The sequence below is a fragment of the Brevibacillus parabrevis genome (assembly GCF_022701015.1).
Taxonomy (GTDB): Bacteria; Bacillota; Bacilli; order Brevibacillales; family Brevibacillaceae; genus Brevibacillus; species Brevibacillus parabrevis.
Genome location: NZ_CP064090.1, coordinates 4,273,398 through 4,290,842, shown reverse-complemented (window position 1 = coordinate 4,290,842; position 17,445 = coordinate 4,273,398). Strand labels below are relative to the sequence as shown.

The following is a 17,445-nucleotide window of genomic DNA, read 5'->3' as shown; positions in this document are numbered from 1 at the left end:
TCGTGGTCACCCCCGCTCTCACAAAATAAACCGCCTCCGCTGCACGTATCGTCAGCGGAGGCGGTTTTGCTGTTGTCCGTCAGGAAAGTTTGGCTCGCACCTGTTTCAGCTTGATCGCATTGGCGATGGCCGGCCACACATCGGTAGACTCGGAGCCTACATACCAGTAAGCCAGACCGCCGATTTGCCATTGCAGGCTTGCTTGAACCTTGAGGCCCAGCGAACGGCTTTCTTCCAGCCAAATCGAATGGGTCACCCCTTGTTTGCTGTACGCAGAGCGGTACTGTCCGAGGCTCGCATCCCATTTGGTGCTCGCTCTGTATTGCGAGAGCAGCTGATATGACTCGGGGATGCTGATATCGGTCGATTGCACGCCGCCTTTTGCCTGATACCAGTCTCTGGTGTAAAGCGGCAAACCGACGATCAATTTTTGCACCGGAATATCATCCAACAAATCTTCCGTCACTTTTTTCAACCACGGAAGCGAAGCGACGGAGCCGGCTTTCGGGCCACCCACCCAATGCTCCTCGTAAGCCATGACGATCAAATAGTCTGCGGCTTTTGCCAGTTTGGCAAAGTCGTAAGGTTCACTCCAATCGGTTTTGGTATCAGGTGGAATATCGACGGAGACGACAGCTCCTTTGGTTTGCAGCGCAGTTGACAGCTCCTGGATGAACAGCGTGAAGTTGTTGCGGTCAGCAGGTGAAAAGCCTTCAAAATCAACGTTGATGCCATCCAGCTCGTACTTGTCCACAAAGGCAGCGAGCTTTTGCACGATTGCCTTGCGCTTGTCCGCACTGGACAGCGCTGCATGTGTGGCGGCGGAATCAAAGCGATTTCCGAACAAAGGCCAGATCTGTTTGCCGTTTGCGTGTGCCCAGTGAACGAGGGCAGCGTCGGAAAAGTCGCTGACCGTACCGTCTTTTTGCAGGAAGTACCAGCGTGGCGACAGCGTGTTGACACCGCTTTTCTTGACTTGGGCAATAAACTCGTCCGTAGTGGACTGGTATTGCCAGCCAAGCGAAACCAGCGGCGCTGACGTACCAGGTTTTTTGTTCAGCTCGGTCAAAATACGCTGCAAAATGACGGCTGTCTCTTCACGCGACAAGGCATCGTTCGGACGGAAGTTGCCTTCGTAGCCGACGAGCCACTTGTTCTGGAGCGCCTTGGCGACCGCAGCTTTTGCCCAGCTGGAGATGGAAGCGGCGTCGCTGACGGCTGGATTGGCTTGTGCCGGAACATTTTGCACGAGAGCCCGCACGAGAAAAGTCGCTGCTTCTTCGCGCGAGATCGTGCGTTTCGGCCCGAAGGCAGTAGCGCTGATCCCGCTTGAGATGCCTGCCGCAGCCGCTGCCTGCACCGAGCCGTACGCCCAGGAATTTTTCGCGACATCGGTGTAAGCGGGGATGTTGCTCGCAACAGGCTGGATGCCCAGCGTGCGTGTCAGCATCGCGACGAACTCGGCACGAGTGACCGGACGAGTCGGATGGAAATAGCCGTTTTCATCTCCCGCGATTACACCTGCCTCGTGCAAGGAGCGGATTTGCTCTTTGGCGTAGCTGTTGGCAATGTCCTTCAACGCTTTTGTGGAAGCGGTTGAGGCAGGGACGCCGACAGCCAGAGTCAGGCAGTATGTCAGAAATGCCAGAGAAACCAACCAAATATGTATGTTTTGTGTTTTCATCATACATCCAGTATAAGGAGACATAACCAATCTTTCATTGGTCATTTATTGGTAAGAGAACAGCCGGGAACTCTTTTGCGGAAATTCCGATATGGTATGATAAGGATTGGAAAGAGAAGAGAGAGAAATGAAGAAGTGAGGCGGAAGAGAAATGGAAGACGTACTGATTATTGGCGGCGGGCCTTGCGGTCTGGCAGCAGCCATCGCTTGCAAAAAAGCCGGACTTGATCCGCTCATTATTGAAAAAGGGTCGCTTGTGCATTCCATTTATCGCTATCCGACGTACATGGTTTTTCACAGCACGCCGGACTTGCTGGAGATTGGCGGCATTCCTTTTGCCACAGCCAACGATAAACCGACCAGGCAAGAAGCGCTCAATTACTATCGGCTGGTAGCCTCCCGCGAGGACTTGCGCGTGCACGTATACGAAACCGTGACAGAAGCGAAGCGCGTGGGAGAAGGTTTTCACGTTACGACGACGGACCGTTTTTCCAAGACACATCACTACGAAGCGAAAAAGCTGGTCATCGCTACTGGCTACTTCGACAATCCGAATCGGTTGAACGTGCCGGGGGAAGACTTGCCGAAAGTTTCTTCTTTTTACAAGGAAGCGCACCCGTACGCCGGCTTGCAAGTGGCGATTGTGGGCGGCAACAACTCCGCTGTAGACGCCGCGATGGAACTGGAACGGGCAGGGGCGCATGTCACCGTCATCTGCCGCAGAACCGAGCTGTCAGACAAAGTCAAGGCGTGGACTCGTCCGGTGTTTGAAAGTCTCATAAAAAAAGGCCGCATCCAAATGTTTTTCGGAGCGACGGTTTCTGCTATTGAGGAACGGGCGATTCACGTCAATACGGCTGACGGTGAGATTACGCTTGCCAACGATCACGTTTTCGCGCTGATCGGCTATCGTCCCGACCGGACGTTCCTGCGGTCGCTCGGCGTGCAGACGGATGAGGAGACAGGCGTGCCAGCCCATGATCCCGAAACGATGGAAACGAACGTTCCGGGTCTGTACATAGCGGGCGTGATTGCGGCGGGCCACCACGCCAATGCCATTTTCATCGAAAACGGCAGATTTCACGGCGAAGGGATCGCCCGCCACATCGTCTCGCAAAACAACGCCTGACGAAAAATGTATTCGTGCTAGAACTGCCACTCCAGCTGTCTGCCGCCAATGAGGTGGTAGTGCAGGTGGAACACCGTTTGCTGTCCGTGTTTTCCGATGTTCGTCACGACGCGGAAGCCGGACTCGGTTACCTCCATGGTATCGGCTACCTTTTGCAAGGAGAGGTGCAGATGGCCGATCAGCTCTTTGTCCTCCGGTTCAATCGCCATTACGGACTGGATATGTTTTTTCGGGATGACCAGCACGTGGACTGGCGCGACAGGGTTGATGTCATGAAAAGCGAGAACATGCTCGTCCTCGTACACTTTCTTGGAGGGAATGTCACCGTTGACGATTTTGCAAAAAAGGCAATCCATTTGTTTTTTCATCCTCTCTGAAATTTGAATAGTCACATGTCTAAAGCCTACTTCGTCACGGGAGTAGGCTTTACCTGTTGGAGAGGCGGAAGTTTTTGGGAGGGAAGCTTCCGACGCTTATGCTGCGATCTTGCTTGCGAAAAAACAAAACCCTCCACCCATTGCGGGAAGAGGGGAAATCTATTTATACATTCTTCTGAGGAGCGCATAGCATTTTTGCAGCAAAACTTTGCCAGGATGCCGGAAGCTGCTCCATGAGCGTGTCAACTTCCAGCGCGTCATGCGAAAAGTTTGCCCGATTCTTGCTGTGAATCGCCTGAGCTGTCCTTGCCTTCTCCAGTTCACATGGCTTCACCGCCGTTTTTGAAAAGTCATGACTAGCTGTTCTCTACAGCTTATGTAAGCGGGCAAGAAAAAGCATGTGCTTATGCGGTCATGCAAACGTTTCTTCCAAAAACGCGAGCACTTCTTTCCACGAATGCTCGGACGCCTGCGCATTGTTTTTCGGCGTTCCTCCGTTCTGTGCGATTCGCGTCGTAGGAATGTACGGAAACCGAATGCCATGACCCGTGTCGGCGTAGCGCAAATGCACGACCGGATGGGCAAACTGCTTGGCCTTCAGCCGTGCTACCATGCGCTCGCAATGTTCGGCAGCAGGCCACCAGTGATCGTCGTCAGCGGAAAGCAGCAAAATCGGGCCGTTGATCTTTTCCACAGGAATTTCGGCGTCCGCAAGCCACTCGCAGGCGCGCCACGCGTCCTTATGAATTTGATCGATGCGTTGTCCGGCATCGAGCAGCTCGCGGAATTGGCGGGATTGCTCCTCTGTCCATGAAACGAATGGCAGAGGTTCGCCGCGAAACGACCAGGACGATTGCGGTGAAAATATCTCGGAATCGGCAAAAGCCCTGTCTGTCCCGATGTTGACGGTTGAGCTGGGGCTGGATGCGATGACGGCGTGGATATCCGGTTCGAGCGAAGCGGTGACCAAGGCCAGCTCGGCGCCTTTGGAGCGGCCAAACACAGTTATTTTGTCAGGATGCACGGTTGGCTGCTGCTTGAGCCAATGCACGGCGCGCTGGACGTATTCAACCGGAATTTGCTGAATGTCCGTCGGCAAGTCGTCGCATTGAAAATAGGCGAGAGCAAGCGCCGGATAGCCGTGAGAGGCGAACAAGGCGGCAAATTGTGAACAGGAGCCGATCCCGCCTTCGCTGCCTCCCAGGACGAGCACGGCAGGCTTCGGCTCAGGGTGAGGCTTGCTGAAAAACAGACCGACCAGGCCGTCCTCCTTGACTTTTGTAATCGAGACGTCGCGGGAAACGAAAACGCGTTTGACAACAGCCTTGGCGACTGGTTTTTGATTGACTTCTGCCGTCAGGTGAATCTCGGTAGAGCGGGGAGTAAACTGGAAGTCATCGAGTGAATAGGCACTGTAAAAGCGCAGTGTTTGCACGTTCATCGACCAGAAAAGCCCCATCGGATCGATTCCTTCGTACGTTCCGAACAAGGGAGCCTGGGAGACGAGATCAACAGAGCCGTTCTCGTCCGCCTGAAAAATCGCATGGGAAGACGCTGTCAGTTCTCCTCCTGGCAATCCGTTCGTCAGGGTAGCGTTGAGCGTGATTAACTGATGCGGCTGAAAACCGCTTAGTGTAATATGGACAGGAACATCGAGCAAGGCCGTTGCTGGTGAAACATCGATCTGTGGATGCATCATACAGTCAACACTCCTCATCAACAATATGGGATTTTATGACACCGTAATTATAGTAGAATTCACAAATGCGCCACAGCAGCAAATGTGACGGAACGGTTAACTTGACTTCCAAATGAAGGTGTAACTATAATCATTACAACGAAAGGGTGACCGACATGAAAATCAGCAGCCGTTTTTCCATTGCGGTTCATATACTATCACTTCTCTCTATCGATGCAAACTCCCATCATACGTCCGAGTGGATCGCCGGAAGCGTGAATACGAATCCGGTCATTATCCGCCGGGTACTCGGCCAATTGAAAAAGGCGGGCCTGGTGAACGTCCGGGCCGGAGCAGGCGGCGCATCACTCGCCAAAGAGCTTGCGAGCATTACCTTGCTCGACATTTACCGGGCGGTTGAGGTCGTGGAAGAAGGCCAGCTTTTTCACATTCATGACCAGCCGAATCCAGCCTGTCCGGTGGGGGCGAACATCCAGTTCGTCCTGGAATTGATCCTGCTTCGTGCCGAGCATGCGATGGAAGCGATTTTGCAAAGCGTTACGATGCAGGAGCTAGTCTCGGATTTGCGGCAAAAGATTACGGAGCAGGCCAAGTAGAAAGTCTGCTAGTGCGACGGTGAACGGAAGGAATGCCCAGGTCGTTTCTGCGGTCGCGAGGATCGATAGAAAATCAGCAAGCCGCTTTGAAAAAACGGGACGGCAGGCGGCAAAGGACGGGATTAAGGGTAGAAATAGCCAACGGTAATAAGATATAATGAGAGTATTCAAAAAGCTGCAAAAAAACCCGACAACGGCGTCGGTTGCAGGTTTGACCGTATGATGAGCAGTTGGCACGTCCATTCTCTTAGCGGGAGGTGGAGTATTGCGTCAGCGTTACCGAATCATAATCATAGACGACGACCCCATCACGCGAATGGACCTGGTCGAGATGTTGCAGGAACAAGGCTACAACGTTGTGGCTGACGGGAAGAACGGCGAGGAAGCCGTTGCTCTGACGCAACTGTGGGACCCGCACCTCATCATCATGGATGTAAAAATGCCTGTTATGGATGGATTGACGGCAACAGGGATCATCAGAGGACAATCGGATGCATCCATCCTCCTGTTAACGGCATACAGTCACAAAGACGTGGTAGCAAAAGCGAAAACAAAAGGAGTTTGCGCGTTTTTGGTCAAGCCGGTCATGGAGGAGGAATTTCTCCCGGCGGTGGAAACGCTCCTTTTGAAAAAACAGCATACGCTTGAAAAGTGAATCGCAACAAAAGCAATGGCGCTTGAATGAAGACGGATGACCGTCTCCTTTTCCAGGCGTCTTTTTGACGTATACGGACGAAAGAAACAAGCGCAACGACGCGCTCGAAAAGCAGCAAGCATATCCCCGCCAGGCATATTTTGGGTAATATCATCCGCACGAACGCGGTTGCTCAATGATGAGCTGGTCTCACACGAATTTTTCCGGGGAGAAACGCGAAAGTATGCAGGATGGCCGTTTTCACTCAAAGAATGTCGGGCGGACAAAAAGTTCCACCAAAGAAAGCGAGTGAAGCGAGATGAAATTGGCATGCGTCATCCGTAAAGAACATTACCAGTTCACATCCGTTCGCGATGTATTGGCCAAAGCGAGCGAGGAGAAGTCAGGCGACCACATGAGCAAACTTGCTGCAAATTCCGCACTGGAGCGGATGGCAGCCAAAGTCGTACTGAGCGAGCTCCAACTCAAGGACATTTACGAAAATCCGGTGATTCCGTACGAAAAGGATGAGGTCACCCGGATTATTTACGACGATTTGAACTTGTCGATCTACGAGGAAATCAAAAACTGGACAGTGGGCGAGCTGCGCGAGTACGTGTTGTCCTTCTCGACGGGCATGCCGGAGCTTACCCGCATCAGTCGCGGTCTGACGAGCGAGATGATTGCTGCTACAGCCAAGCTGATGTCCAGCATTGACCTGGTGATGGCTTCGCAAAAAATGAAGCACCAGGCGTATTGCAACACGCTGATCGGCGAGCCGGGCAGACTGGCGTTCCGTTGTCAGCCCAACCATCCGATTGACGATCCGGAAGGCATTCTCGCCTCGATGAAAGAGGGCTTGTCTTACGGCTCCGGGGATGCTGTTATCGGAATCAATCCGAATAACGATTCCGTTGAAAGCGTTATCAAGCTGCTGAAAATGTCCCACGATTTTATGCAAAAATGGGAGATCCCGACGCAAAACTGCGTGCTCGCCCACATTACGACCCAGATGCAGGCGCTGCGCGGCGGCGCTCCTATCTCTTTGATGTTCCAGAGTCTGGCTGGCTCGCAGCGGGCGAATGACGCATTTGGCGTCTCTAAAGATTTGCTGGATGAAGCAATGGAATTGATGCTGCGCAAAGGTACGGCGTCGGGACCGAACGTGATGTATTTTGAAACCGGGCAAGGCTCGGAAGTGTCGCTGGACTCGCACGAAGGAGTGGACATGCAGACGCTGGAGGCGCGCACATACGGTTTTTGCCGTCACTGGAAGCCGTTCATGGTCAACAACGTCTCGGGCTTCATCGGGCCGGAAACGCTGTACGACGGCAGACAAATGATTCGCGCCGATCTGGAAGATTTGTTCATGGGCAAGCTGCACGGCCTGCCGATGGGAATTGCCCCTACCTATACCAACCACATGTACGCGGACCAAAACGACCAGGAGATCGCCGGAATGCTCACCACGCTTGGCGGAGCGAATTTTTACATGGGTGTGCCGGGCGGAGACGACGTCATGCTGAGCTATCAGGATACGAGCTATCACGACGATGCCAGCTACCGCGAGCTTTTGGGCTTGCGTCCGTTGCGCGAGTTTGAAAAATGGATGGAAAAAATGGGACTGATGGAAAACGGGCGGCTGACAGAGCGTGCGGGCGATCTATCGGTGTTCGACTAACGATTGGGGGAGGGCAAACACGATGAGACAGATCAACATGGATGACCTTGTCCAGCGGGTCATGGATGAGCTTTCCAAAAAGACGCAGGAAGTCATTCACTTCCCGGAGCAAAAAGTGCGCGGGGTAGACAATCCGCACAATCCGGAAGCGCTGGAGCGGGCGATGAACAGAACTCCGGCGCGGATCGGGATCGGCCGGACAGGCACGCGGATGAAAACGACCAGCTACTTGCAGTTCCGCATCGACCAGGCGGCAGCACATGACGCGGTGATGAAAGCAATCAGCCCGGAATGGCTTGCGCGTCTGCAACTTCCTGAGCTGCATTCCAGGGCGACAAGCATGCAGGAGTACCTGATGAACCTCGATTCGGGGCGAATGCTGTCCGATGAATCGGCGAAGTGGCTGGAACAGCATGGCGACAAAGGAAAAGACGTGCAGATCGTCATTTCCGACGGGCTTAGCACGTCTGCCTGCGAAGCGACCATTCCCGATTTGCTGCCCGCTCTGCAACAAGGCTTGGCGATGCGCAACATCAGCGTGGGCAAGCCGATCTTCATCAACAAAGGCCGCGTCTGGATTCAGGATCAGGTCGCCAAAATCGTCGGCTGCAAAGTCGTCATCTCCCTGATCGGGGAAAGACCGGGACTCGCGACGGCAGAAAGTCTCAGCGCTTACATGATTTACAAACCGGATGCGAATACGGTAGAATCGGATCGTACGGTTATTTCTAATATTCACCGGGGCGGGACTCTGCCGATTGAAGCAGGAGCTTATCTTGCAGAGCTTTTGGAGGAAATTTTGAAGTATCAGGCGAGCGGCGTAAAATATATGCAGCTTCGCGCCAAAAACGGCTAGATTACTACTGGCGAATCCTCCGGTCTTGCACTAGAATACATAGAAGATAACCAATTTCTATGAGGAGTTGCTACGCATGACCGAGCCAAACCAAAACGAACTGGAAACGAAAGAAGAAAAACCGGGAAAAATCAGTCTCCAGGAAGCGATGAAACGCAAATTGGCGGAAAAGAAACAGGCACAGGCGCAAGCAAACAGTCCTGTGAACCAAAAAGCGAAAAACCAATCGATGAAAAGCCAGCTGACCAAGAAGCCAAACAATCAGCGCAGACGTATGGGTGTCTAGTTTTTCCTCCAAACGAAAGAACGAACAAAGGAGAATTTGCAGCAGGGCAATTTGCTGCGGGTTCTCCTTTTTAAATAGGCTCCTCTGGAAGCGAAAAAAGGTGGAACGAGATTTGAAAGTAGAACGATTGCTGGCGATCGTCATGATGCTCCTGAACAAAAGGCGAATGAGCGCTCGCGAGCTTGCCGACCATTTTGAAGTGTCGCTGCGCACCGTATACCGTGATTTGGAGACGATCAATGCGGCGGGCATTCCGATTGTTGCCTATCCGGGCACAAGCGGAGGCTACGAAATCATGGAAAACTTTACGATCGATCGGCAATACCTTTCGGCCGACGAGCTGGTTGCCGTGATTGCCGCTTTGAAAGGCGTGCATTCTTCCACAGACGACAAGCAAATCGGTCAACTGCTGGAAAAAATCAAGGCATTGCTCGCAACGGCTCCGTCTGCCTTTCAGGGCGGGAAGCATCCGGTGGTGTACGACTTCAATCCGTGGGGCAGCACTCCGGCCATCGAGCAAAAAGTGAGCAGCTTGCGCGAGGCGATCCTGTGCCGCAAGCGAGTCAAAATCGTCTATACGAAAATGCAGGGCGAGTCGAGCGAACGGGTCATCGAGCCAGTGAGGCTGATCATCAAAGGCTACGTCTGGTACGTGTACGCCTTTTGCCAAAGCAAGCAAGAGTTTCGGCTGTTTCGGCTGTCGCGCATCGCTGATCTGGCGCTTTTGCCGGAGGAGTTTGCCGCCCGTGATTGCCAGCTGGAAAAGCTGCAATGGGAAGAGCAGTGGAATTGCGGGGAACGAATCGCGCTGGTTCTGCAATTTGCTCCGCGCGCTCACGTCCGGGTAAGAGACATGTTTGATCCGCAATCGATCGAGACGGCTCCTGATGGGGAAATGACGGTTCGCACGACGATGACAGACGATGAATGGCTGGCAGGCATGCTGCTCAGCTACGGGGATAGTCTGAAGGTGCTGGAGCCAGCTCACATCCGGCAAAGAATCGCGGATAGCGCCAAAAAAATAGCGGCATTTTATGGGGATGAGCCGGAACGTTGACAAACAGTTGTCAAGGTAGGGCAGTTATACTGGACGATGTAAGCTACTTTTTCCGGACAGGAGCGTGCAACAATATGAACCCCAAAATCGTCAAACTGGGCCACATGCGTGTAGCAGGATTGCAAATACGGACAACCAATGAAGCGGAGTGCGGGCCAAACGCGAAAATTGGAGCGCTATGGAATCGCTATTACCAGGAAGGCTATCCGGCGAGTACGCCAGGACAAAAGGACCCTGCTGTCGTGTTTGGCGTCTACGCTGACTACGAGAGCGACGAGAACGGGGCTTATTCCCTGCTCGTCGGAAAAGAAGTCGAGGCAGAAGCGCCGTTGCCTGCTGAACTGACTGTGAAGGAGATTCCTGCTTCCACGTATGCCGTCTTTACGACAAGAGTCGGCCCGACGGTGGAAGTGATCACGGAAGCGTGGAAGCATATATGGGAATGGTCCCAGCAGCCGGGTGTAACACGGACGTTTGTCGCCGATTTTGAGCTGTACGATGGCGTGCGTTGCGCGGACATGAATCAGGCGCAGATCGATATTTACATCGGCATCGCCGACGAGTAGTTTTTTGCACATGGTTTCTTCGCTCAGTCGCTTCCCCCGTCGGAAGCGATTGTTTGTTTTTTTCCATGATTTCTTCACAAGTTTCGTATACGCTTATAGGAACAGCATGTGAGAGGAGTCTGTATGCGTAGATGGATTGGTTGATGAATATAGAAGGCTTGGCCGAATGGATTCGCTCCTGGGGCGTGCTTGCGATCGTCGGCAGCATCGCGCTGAATATCGTGATCAGCGTGGCAGGTGTGCTGCCATCGATTTTTTTGTCCGGGGCAAATGCGGTTGTCTTCGGCCTGTACGGCGGTTTTTTCATCTCTTTGACTGGGGAGGTGCTGGGTGCGGGGATCGCCTTTTTCTTCTACCGCTATGTGATCAAAAAAGCTGACAAAAAACAGAAACTGGCGTCATTCCAATGGGTGTCGGCTATCAACGGCGCGACGAGAGGCAAGAAGACACTCGCTGTCGTTTTGTTGCGGCTCAATCCGCTGATCCCCTCGGGTGTGATCAATCTCGGCGCAGCCATGACGAATATGTCGTTCGCTGACTTTCTTCTGGCGACATTGCTCGGAAAAGTGCCTTCGATGGTGTTTGAGACGTTCGTCGGACACGATCTCATCTACTTTGGGGAAAACAAGCTGCGGCTTTTGCTTGCTCTCGTGGCGGGCGCCCTTGTCCTGCTGCTTTTCTGGCGGCGAAAACCAGCGCAATCCGAGCAAACCGGGCAATCTGAGCAGCCGTAAAAGAGAGGAAAGGAGGACAGGGCATGTCAACCATTTTGCTGGTCGATGACGAGACGCAAATCCTGGAAATTTTAACATCGTATTTGCAAAAAGACGGCTACCACGTGTTGACCGCGATGACAGGCGAAACCGCGATTCAGATCGCCGATTCGGCTGCGGTCGATTGCATCATTCTCGATTTGATGCTTCCCGATGTCAGCGGGGAAGAGGTTTGTCGGCGGATTCGCAAGCATTCCCGCGTCCCGATTTTGATGCTGACCGCAAAAAGTCAGGAGGCAGACCGGATTCATGGCTTGGAGATCGGTGCGGACGACTACTTGATCAAGCCGTTCAGTCCGCGCGAGCTGGTTGCTCGTGTGCGTGCTGTCATGCGGCGAGCGGGTGATTATTCAGCCCTGAGCGATGAGTTTGCGGCAGGGCAGCTCATCATTTCCATTCGCGACAAAACGATTCGCAAAAACAACATCGCGCTGGACGTCACTCCGAACGAGTATCGCTTGCTCACGACGCTGGCTCGCCATCCTGGGCGTACGTGGAGCAGGGACGAGCTTGTGCGCGAGGTGCTTGGCTACGATTTTGAAGGGTACGATCGCACGATTGACACGCATGTGAAAAATTTGCGGCAAAAAATCGAGGACGACCCGAAGCAGCCTGTCTACATTAAAACGATATACGGGCTGGGCTATCGGTTTGACGTTCCGGTGAAGAAATGAGGTTCGGATGAAACGGATTTGGCTGAAGCTGGCACTCGCCTTCATGGCAGTAGGCGTGGGGGCCGTCCTGATCACGACGCTGCTTGCCGTCAAAGAGATGGACGATCATTTTTTGATGTACACGGATGAAGTAAAGAGCCAACAGAGCGAGGAGATTGTCCAGGCAGCTTTGACAGCCTACCGGAACAGCAAAGGCTGGGACAGGCAAGCCTTTTGGCAGCTGGAAGCGATCTCCTCTGTGTTGGGTTTGCATCTCGTCCTGTACGATCCGCAGGGAAGCAAGCTGGGGGAATGGGGGCAAGTCACGGGTGCCGGAGCGGACTTCGACCGTGCGACCCAATCGATTACGCTGTACGATGACAAGCAGACAGTTGTGGGGCGCATCGGCATCAGCCACAAGGATCAAAATGCGTACAAGGCGCTGGAAGGACATTTCCAATGGGCTCATAAAAATACGGCGATTTGGACGACGGCAGTCCTGCTCGTGCTCGTTGTGCTGCTCTGTATCCCGCTGGCTCGCTCCATGGTCCGTCCGGTTGAGCAGGTGAGTGCGGCCGCGCAGCAAGTAGCGAGAGGGAACTTGCAGGTTCGCGTGCCTGCGCCTGAACAAAAAGACGAGATGGCTTCCCTCGTGCTGGCGTTCAACCATTTGGTGGCGAGTCTGAACGAGCAGGAAGAGCTGCGCAAAAGGCTTACTTCGGACATCGCCCACGAGCTGCGCACTCCGCTCAATACGCTGCTTGCGCAAACGGAAGGGATGATCGACGGAATCTGGGAAGCGAGCCCGAAGCATCTGGAGCGTACGCGCGCGGAAGTTTTGCGGTTGATTCGGCTGGTGAACGATTTGGATCAGGTGATCCAGGTAGAAGCGGGAGCGTTGCCGATCCGCCGCGAACCAGTCTTGCTGCGGGCCATCGTGGAGGAAGTCAGCGAAGCGATGCATGTCGCTTTTGCCCGTTCCGCGATTCAGTTTCAACTGGAAGGCGGACAGGACGCGTGGATTACGGGCGACAGGCAACGAATCGTGCAAGTCATCACCAACCTGTTGACGAACGCTTGCAAGCATACAGCGCCGAACGGCCGCATAGCCGTGACGATTGCAAAATCAGCAGATTCCGTCAGGCTGGACGTACGGGACAACGGCTCTGGAATCGCTCCGGCTGATCTGCCGCACGTCTTTGAACGGTTTTACCGGGGAGATCGCTCGCGTGCGCGAGAGCGGGGAGGAGCCGGTCTGGGGCTGACCATCGCCAAAGGGATCATGGAGGCGCACGGCGGGACGATTACGGTGGAAAGCAACCTCGGTGCAGGAACTGTGTTTACGCTGCTGTTTCCGGTGCGCTAGGCGGTTGTAAGCACATGATCCTGTCGCCACGAATCTCGCGGCGCGATATAATGAGAGCATCCATAGACAACGAGAGAGAAAGAGGAGGGGAGCTGTTTGTTTGATCTGGCGACAATGAGCACGTTTTTGGCGGTCGTGATCGGCCTTTTTTTAATTCCCGGCCCTGCGGTGCTGCTGACGGCTACACGGACTGTTCAGGGCGGCCGTCGGGCGGGCATCATGGCGGGACTCGGGATCGCGACGGGCGATTTCATTCACACGATTTTTGCCGCGGTTGGTTTGTCGGCGATCTTGATGACATCGGCATGGGCGTTCAACATCGTGAAAATCGCCGGGGCTGTGTACCTCGTCTATTTGGGCATCAAGGCGATCATGGAAAAGCCGAGCGATCCGCAGCTGCCGAAAGTGTCGCCTTTGCCGCCGGGCAAGGCGTATATGCAAGCAATCGTGGCTGAGCTGTTGAATCCGAAGACAGCCCTGTTTTTCCTCGCGTTTTTGCCGCAGTTCGTCCATCCCGAGCGGGGAGCATCTGTGGTGCAGTTTTTGATCCTGGGACTGATTTTTGCGATTCTCGGATTTTTTTACACGACGCTGATCGCCCTGTCGGTTCGTCCGCTGGGGCACTTGGTCAAGCGCATCTCCTGGCTCGGCCGTTGGAGCGGAAAAATCATCGGCTCCGTCTACATTTTGCTTGGCTTGAAAGTAGCTCTGCAACAAAAGTGAGGTTGGCCGCAGCCGCATGTTCGCGGTCGCTAGAGCCATCACAGCCGCTGGCAAGGCAACTGCACAGTGCGACAGCACGAAAAAGCACGAAAAACTCCCTCCTGCTGACACCGGACAATCTCGCCGGACGAAAGCGGAAGGGAGTTTTTTGCGCTATTTGGCTGCAAGCTGCGGGTCGGAGGATTGTGGTGACGCTTGCTTTCCGAGCTGGCCCGGCCTTTTCGTGCGAATGACGATAGCCGTAGCGAGCAAAGCGACCCCGTTGATGATGAACACGTAGCGGATCGGGATGATTCCGCCGAGCACGCCGCCCAGCACAGGGCCGAGCATGGTCGCCAGCTGGTTGACGGATTGGTTCAAACTGAACGCTCTGCCGCGGAACTCAGGGTCGGTCACCTTGACAATCATCGCGTTGATCGAAGGGTACACCGCGGCAAAAAACAAGCCGTACGCGAAGCGCAAAATCCCGAAGCCGGACAGACTGGTGAAGAAAAACTGCAGCAGGTTGCCGACCGCGCCGCCAAGCAAGCCGATGAACAAAATTTTCGTGTAGCCGACTTTGCCGCCGAGCTTACCCCACTGCGGCGCAGCAATGACGGTAGCGATTCCGACCGCGGCGAAAATGATTCCGGCGCTGAGCGATGCTTCCTGCTGCGATGCGCCAAGCTGCAAGACGTACACCGTCAACAGCGGCTCCAGCAGCATGACGGAGATCGTCACCATCAGGCTAAGCCCGAGAATCGTCATCAGCGAGCGGTTGGCGATGGCCGAGCGCAAATCTTCCCGCACATTGGAACGGCTGCCTGAGCGGTTCATATTCGTCTCCTTGACGAGGAAGGTAGCGATGAGCGCCGCTACGAGCACCACGCAGCCGGAGAAAAGGAACGCTTCCGCATTGCCCCACGCATGGCTGACAACTCCGCCGACCAGCGGCCCGACAATCCCGCCTGTTGCGCCGGAGGTAGCCATGACGCCGAGCGCGTAGCCGACGTTTTTTTCCGGAGTATTGGTGGCTACAAGGGCAATTGCTGCCGGAACATATCCAGCCAGAAGGCCCTGAAACACACGCAGTACCAGGAAAAGGTAAGGATCTGTAATAAAGTAAGTCAGGAAATACAGCAAAGCCAGGCTAAAACCGGAGCGGATCAACATCGGTTTTCGCCCGTATTTGTCTGCCAGCGAGCCCCAGTACGGCGAGATCAGGGCGCTGGCCAAAAACGTAATGCCGAACGAGATACCAGACCAGGCTTCCAAATGCTCGTGAACACCCAAAGATGTATGGAGGAAGATGGGCAAGAATGGTATGGAGATCGAGTAGGCCGTGCTGCAAAAAAAGACGCCGACCCATAGTACAAACAAATTGCGCTTCCATGAAAATTCCATCTTTCTGTCACAACCTTTGCCGCATAGAAGCAGGGGAATTTAATATTGATCATTCTAGCACTGGTTTTCCGTACTGACCAATCAAGAATTGTGATCGGACTATTGCAAAATTGAAATAAGCAAAAAACCTTGACGTTCGACAAGCATGAAAAAGTCGCATAAAAAACCCCTCTTTTCGCAAGCGAGCTGCGCGCTTTTGCCTGCAAAAAGAGGGGGCTGTCGGTGGTTAATGTCCAGCCGGAACGCTGATTCCGAGCTGATCCACGAGCTGTTTGCTTTCTTCGTTCAAACCTGTGATCACGACGAATTTATCCAGCTCGCGGTATTTGGCGACGACCTTGGAGATGGCGGTTACAGCTGACATGTCCCAGACATGCGAGCGGGAAAAATCGATGACAATTTGCCCTGGATCATCCTGAAAATCAAATTGCTCGATAAAATGCGTCATCGTACCGAAGAACAATTGCCCGGAAATGACGTACACTTTTTCGCCCAGCTCACTCTTGTACGAAGTGGAATGCAGCCGGGCCATTTTCCAGCCAAAAATCAGGGCGCTGAGCACGACGCCAGAGAGGACGCCTTTTGCCAAATCGTGTGTGGCTACGACGACGAGAACCGTTGCGACCATGACGACAGCATCGCCGAGCGGCATTTTTCGCAGGTCGAGCACAGACTTCCAGTTGAAAGTGCCGATGGAAACCATCACCATGACGCCGACGAGCGCGGCCATCGGGATTTGTTTCACGACATCGCCCAAGACGAGAATCAAAAACAGCAGAAACACGCCGGCTACCAATGTGGACAAGCGGCCTCGCCCGCCAGATTTGACGTTGATCACAGACTGGCCGATCATGGCACAACCCGCCATCCCGCCGAAAAATCCGGTGACAATGTTGGCGATTCCTTGCCCTTTGACTTCCTTGTTTTTATCGCTGCGCGTATCCGTCATCTCATCGAGAATCGCCGCAGTCATGAGCGATTCCAAAATCCCGACCAGAGCGAGCGGAAGCGAATACGGCAAAATGATCAAAAGCGTTTCCATGTCGAGCGGCACCACAGGGGCGTGAAACAGCGGGAGCTGGCGCGTGATCTCGCCCATGTCGCCGACTGTGCGCATATCCAGTCCACAGAGGATGGTCAGGGCAGTCATGAAGACAATCGCGACGAGAGCAGACGGTACTGCTTTGGTCAGGCGCGGCAACAAGTAAATAATCGCGAGCGTCCCTGCCAGCATGGCGTACATCGTCCACGATGCCCCGACAAAATGCGGCAGTTGCGCCATGAAAATGAGAATCGCAAGCGCGTTGACAAACCCGATCACAACGGTGTGCGGGACAAAAGTCATCAGGCGACCGATTTTACAGGCGCCGAATACGATTTGCAAAAGTCCGGTCAGGATAGTGGCTGCAAACAAATACTCGATCCCGTGTTCCTTGACGAGCGTAATCATCAGCAGGGCCATGGCACCAGTCGCAGCCGAGATCATCCCGGGACGCCCCCCGACAAACGCAATCGTCACGGCAATGCAAAAAGACGCGTACAAGCCGACCATCGGATCGACCCCGGCAATAATCGAGAAGGCAATCGCTTCGGGAATCAAAGCGAGCGCGACGGTAACGCCGGCCAGCACGTCAGCGCGGACGTTTGCGAACCAGTCCAGTTTCCATTGGGTAAGATTCAAAACGGTACCTCTTTTCTGTTCAGTATGGTGACTTTCCCCTTTCAGAAAAGTCGGGGCCGTTTTTCACAAGTCACTATTATAAGAAAAACCCCTCACGATATCCAGCCTTTTTTGTTCAGGTGCAGACAAGGGCAGCAGAAGCAGCCGGAGGGGTTCCTGCTTATCGCGATCTGTCGCGCCTAGCAGAAGGAAGCTCGCGTCCAACCGGGAAAGCGTACAATGGCCAGAAACGAAACGGCTCGAAATGGCTGGCCGTTTCTTCTTGTTCGAAGCGGATGCTTTTTCGGGCTTTCTTTGGATA

The 17,445-nt window shown here is 54.0% G+C and carries 17 protein-coding genes; 12 read left to right on the top strand and 5 right to left on the bottom strand.

The window, feature by feature from the left end:
* Positions 1-79: 79 nt before the first annotated feature.
* Positions 80-1,684, bottom strand: coding sequence for an S-layer homology domain-containing protein (locus IRJ17_RS19410; RefSeq protein WP_242771623.1), 1,605 nt, complete (start codon positions 1,682-1,684; stop codon positions 80-82).
* A 151-nt stretch (positions 1,685-1,835) separates the two neighbouring features.
* Between IRJ17_RS19410 and IRJ17_RS19405 the strand changes: the two genes are divergently transcribed.
* On the top strand, positions 1,836-2,813 hold the full coding sequence (locus IRJ17_RS19405; protein ID WP_122963427.1) for a YpdA family putative bacillithiol disulfide reductase: 978 nt from the start codon (positions 1,836-1,838) through the stop codon (positions 2,811-2,813).
* Positions 2,814-2,830: 17 nt separating this feature from the next.
* Here IRJ17_RS19405 and IRJ17_RS19400 read toward each other — a convergent pair whose 3' ends face one another.
* Both IRJ17_RS19400 and IRJ17_RS19395 read right to left on the bottom strand, forming a co-directional pair.
* Positions 2,831-3,169, bottom strand: a complete 339-nt coding sequence (locus tag IRJ17_RS19400) for a histidine triad nucleotide-binding protein (protein ID WP_242771620.1) — start codon at positions 3,167-3,169, stop codon at positions 2,831-2,833.
* 433 nt (positions 3,170-3,602) lie between these two features.
* Positions 3,603-4,889 carry an acyl-CoA thioesterase/bile acid-CoA:amino acid N-acyltransferase family protein gene (locus IRJ17_RS19395; RefSeq protein WP_242771617.1) on the bottom strand — a complete coding sequence of 429 codons (1,287 nt, stop codon included), beginning with the start codon at positions 4,887-4,889 and terminating at the stop codon, positions 3,603-3,605.
* Positions 4,890-5,044: 155 nt separating this feature from the next.
* Between IRJ17_RS19395 and IRJ17_RS19390 the strand changes: the two genes are divergently transcribed.
* The 11 genes from IRJ17_RS19390 (at position 5,045) to IRJ17_RS19340 (ending at position 14,080) form a co-directional block, all read left to right on the top strand.
* Complete coding sequence (locus IRJ17_RS19390) at positions 5,045-5,485, top strand: Rrf2 family transcriptional regulator (RefSeq protein ID WP_122963424.1); 441 nt, start codon at positions 5,045-5,047, stop codon at positions 5,483-5,485.
* Positions 5,486-5,750: 265 nt separating this feature from the next.
* Complete coding sequence (locus tag IRJ17_RS19385; RefSeq protein WP_242771614.1) at positions 5,751-6,140, top strand: response regulator; 390 nt, start codon at positions 5,751-5,753, stop codon at positions 6,138-6,140.
* Between the two features lie 298 nt (positions 6,141-6,438).
* Entirely contained in the window at positions 6,439-7,800 is a 1,362-nt protein-coding gene (locus IRJ17_RS19380) for an ethanolamine ammonia-lyase subunit EutB (protein ID WP_122963422.1), read from the top strand.
* A gap of 22 nt (positions 7,801-7,822) precedes the next feature.
* On the top strand, positions 7,823-8,656 hold the full coding sequence (gene eutC, locus IRJ17_RS19375) for an ethanolamine ammonia-lyase subunit EutC (RefSeq protein WP_173598725.1): 834 nt from the start codon (positions 7,823-7,825) through the stop codon (positions 8,654-8,656).
* A gap of 76 nt (positions 8,657-8,732) precedes the next feature.
* Positions 8,733-8,942: a hypothetical protein gene (locus IRJ17_RS19370; RefSeq protein ID WP_122963420.1), complete on the top strand. Its 210-nt coding sequence runs from the start codon at positions 8,733-8,735 to the stop codon at positions 8,940-8,942.
* 112 nt (positions 8,943-9,054) lie between these two features.
* Positions 9,055-9,999, top strand: a complete 945-nt coding sequence (locus tag IRJ17_RS19365) for a helix-turn-helix transcriptional regulator (RefSeq protein WP_242771611.1) — start codon at positions 9,055-9,057, stop codon at positions 9,997-9,999.
* A gap of 74 nt (positions 10,000-10,073) precedes the next feature.
* The gene (locus IRJ17_RS19360) at positions 10,074-10,565 is read left to right on the top strand and encodes a GyrI-like domain-containing protein (protein WP_242771608.1); all 492 of its coding nucleotides are present in this window, start codon (positions 10,074-10,076) and stop codon (positions 10,563-10,565) included.
* A 131-nt stretch (positions 10,566-10,696) separates the two neighbouring features.
* On the top strand, positions 10,697-11,299 hold the full coding sequence (locus IRJ17_RS19355; protein ID WP_122963417.1) for a TVP38/TMEM64 family protein: 603 nt from the start codon (positions 10,697-10,699) through the stop codon (positions 11,297-11,299).
* A 23-nt stretch (positions 11,300-11,322) separates the two neighbouring features.
* Positions 11,323-12,012 carry a response regulator transcription factor gene (locus IRJ17_RS19350; RefSeq protein WP_122963416.1) on the top strand — a complete coding sequence of 230 codons (690 nt, stop codon included), beginning with the start codon at positions 11,323-11,325 and terminating at the stop codon, positions 12,010-12,012.
* Positions 12,013-12,019: 7 nt separating this feature from the next.
* Positions 12,020-13,357, top strand: a complete 1,338-nt coding sequence (locus IRJ17_RS19345) for a sensor histidine kinase (RefSeq protein WP_242771606.1) — start codon at positions 12,020-12,022, stop codon at positions 13,355-13,357.
* 96 nt (positions 13,358-13,453) lie between these two features.
* Complete coding sequence (locus IRJ17_RS19340) at positions 13,454-14,080, top strand: LysE family translocator (RefSeq protein WP_122963414.1); 627 nt, start codon at positions 13,454-13,456, stop codon at positions 14,078-14,080.
* Positions 14,081-14,233: 153 nt separating this feature from the next.
* Here the strand turns inward: IRJ17_RS19340 and IRJ17_RS19335 are convergent, their stop codons facing one another.
* Together IRJ17_RS19335 and IRJ17_RS19330 are read right to left on the bottom strand one after the other, a co-directional pair.
* Complete coding sequence (locus tag IRJ17_RS19335; RefSeq protein ID WP_122963413.1) at positions 14,234-15,463, bottom strand: MFS transporter; 1,230 nt, start codon at positions 15,461-15,463, stop codon at positions 14,234-14,236.
* 226 nt (positions 15,464-15,689) lie between these two features.
* Entirely contained in the window at positions 15,690-17,144 is a 1,455-nt protein-coding gene (locus IRJ17_RS19330; protein ID WP_173595889.1) for a SulP family inorganic anion transporter, read from the bottom strand.
* Positions 17,145-17,445 lie beyond the last annotated feature (301 nt).

What these genes read in the sequence shown, in the direction of transcription:
- IRJ17_RS19410 (WP_242771623.1), bottom strand. Translation starts at nt 1,684, where the DNA reads ATGAAAACACAAAACATACATATTTGGTTGGTTTCTCTGGCATTTCTG.
- IRJ17_RS19405 (WP_122963427.1), top strand. Translation starts at nt 1,836, where the DNA reads ATGGAAGACGTACTGATTATTGGCGGCGGGCCTTGCGGTCTGGCAGCA.
- IRJ17_RS19400 (WP_242771620.1), bottom strand. Translation starts at nt 3,169, where the DNA reads ATGGATTGCCTTTTTTGCAAAATCGTCAACGGTGACATTCCCTCCAAG.
- IRJ17_RS19395 (WP_242771617.1), bottom strand. Translation starts at nt 4,889, where the DNA reads ATGATGCATCCACAGATCGATGTTTCACCAGCAACGGCCTTGCTCGAT.
- IRJ17_RS19390 (WP_122963424.1), top strand. Translation starts at nt 5,045, where the DNA reads ATGAAAATCAGCAGCCGTTTTTCCATTGCGGTTCATATACTATCACTT.
- IRJ17_RS19380 (WP_122963422.1), top strand. Translation starts at nt 6,439, where the DNA reads ATGAAATTGGCATGCGTCATCCGTAAAGAACATTACCAGTTCACATCC.
- eutC (WP_173598725.1), top strand. Translation starts at nt 7,823, where the DNA reads ATGAGACAGATCAACATGGATGACCTTGTCCAGCGGGTCATGGATGAG.
- IRJ17_RS19370 (WP_122963420.1), top strand. Translation starts at nt 8,733, where the DNA reads ATGACCGAGCCAAACCAAAACGAACTGGAAACGAAAGAAGAAAAACCG.
- IRJ17_RS19360 (WP_242771608.1), top strand. Translation starts at nt 10,074, where the DNA reads ATGAACCCCAAAATCGTCAAACTGGGCCACATGCGTGTAGCAGGATTG.
- IRJ17_RS19355 (WP_122963417.1), top strand. Translation starts at nt 10,697, where the DNA reads ATGGATTGGTTGATGAATATAGAAGGCTTGGCCGAATGGATTCGCTCC.
- IRJ17_RS19350 (WP_122963416.1), top strand. Translation starts at nt 11,323, where the DNA reads ATGTCAACCATTTTGCTGGTCGATGACGAGACGCAAATCCTGGAAATT.
- IRJ17_RS19345 (WP_242771606.1), top strand. Translation starts at nt 12,020, where the DNA reads ATGAAACGGATTTGGCTGAAGCTGGCACTCGCCTTCATGGCAGTAGGC.
- IRJ17_RS19335 (WP_122963413.1), bottom strand. Translation starts at nt 15,463, where the DNA reads ATGGAATTTTCATGGAAGCGCAATTTGTTTGTACTATGGGTCGGCGTC.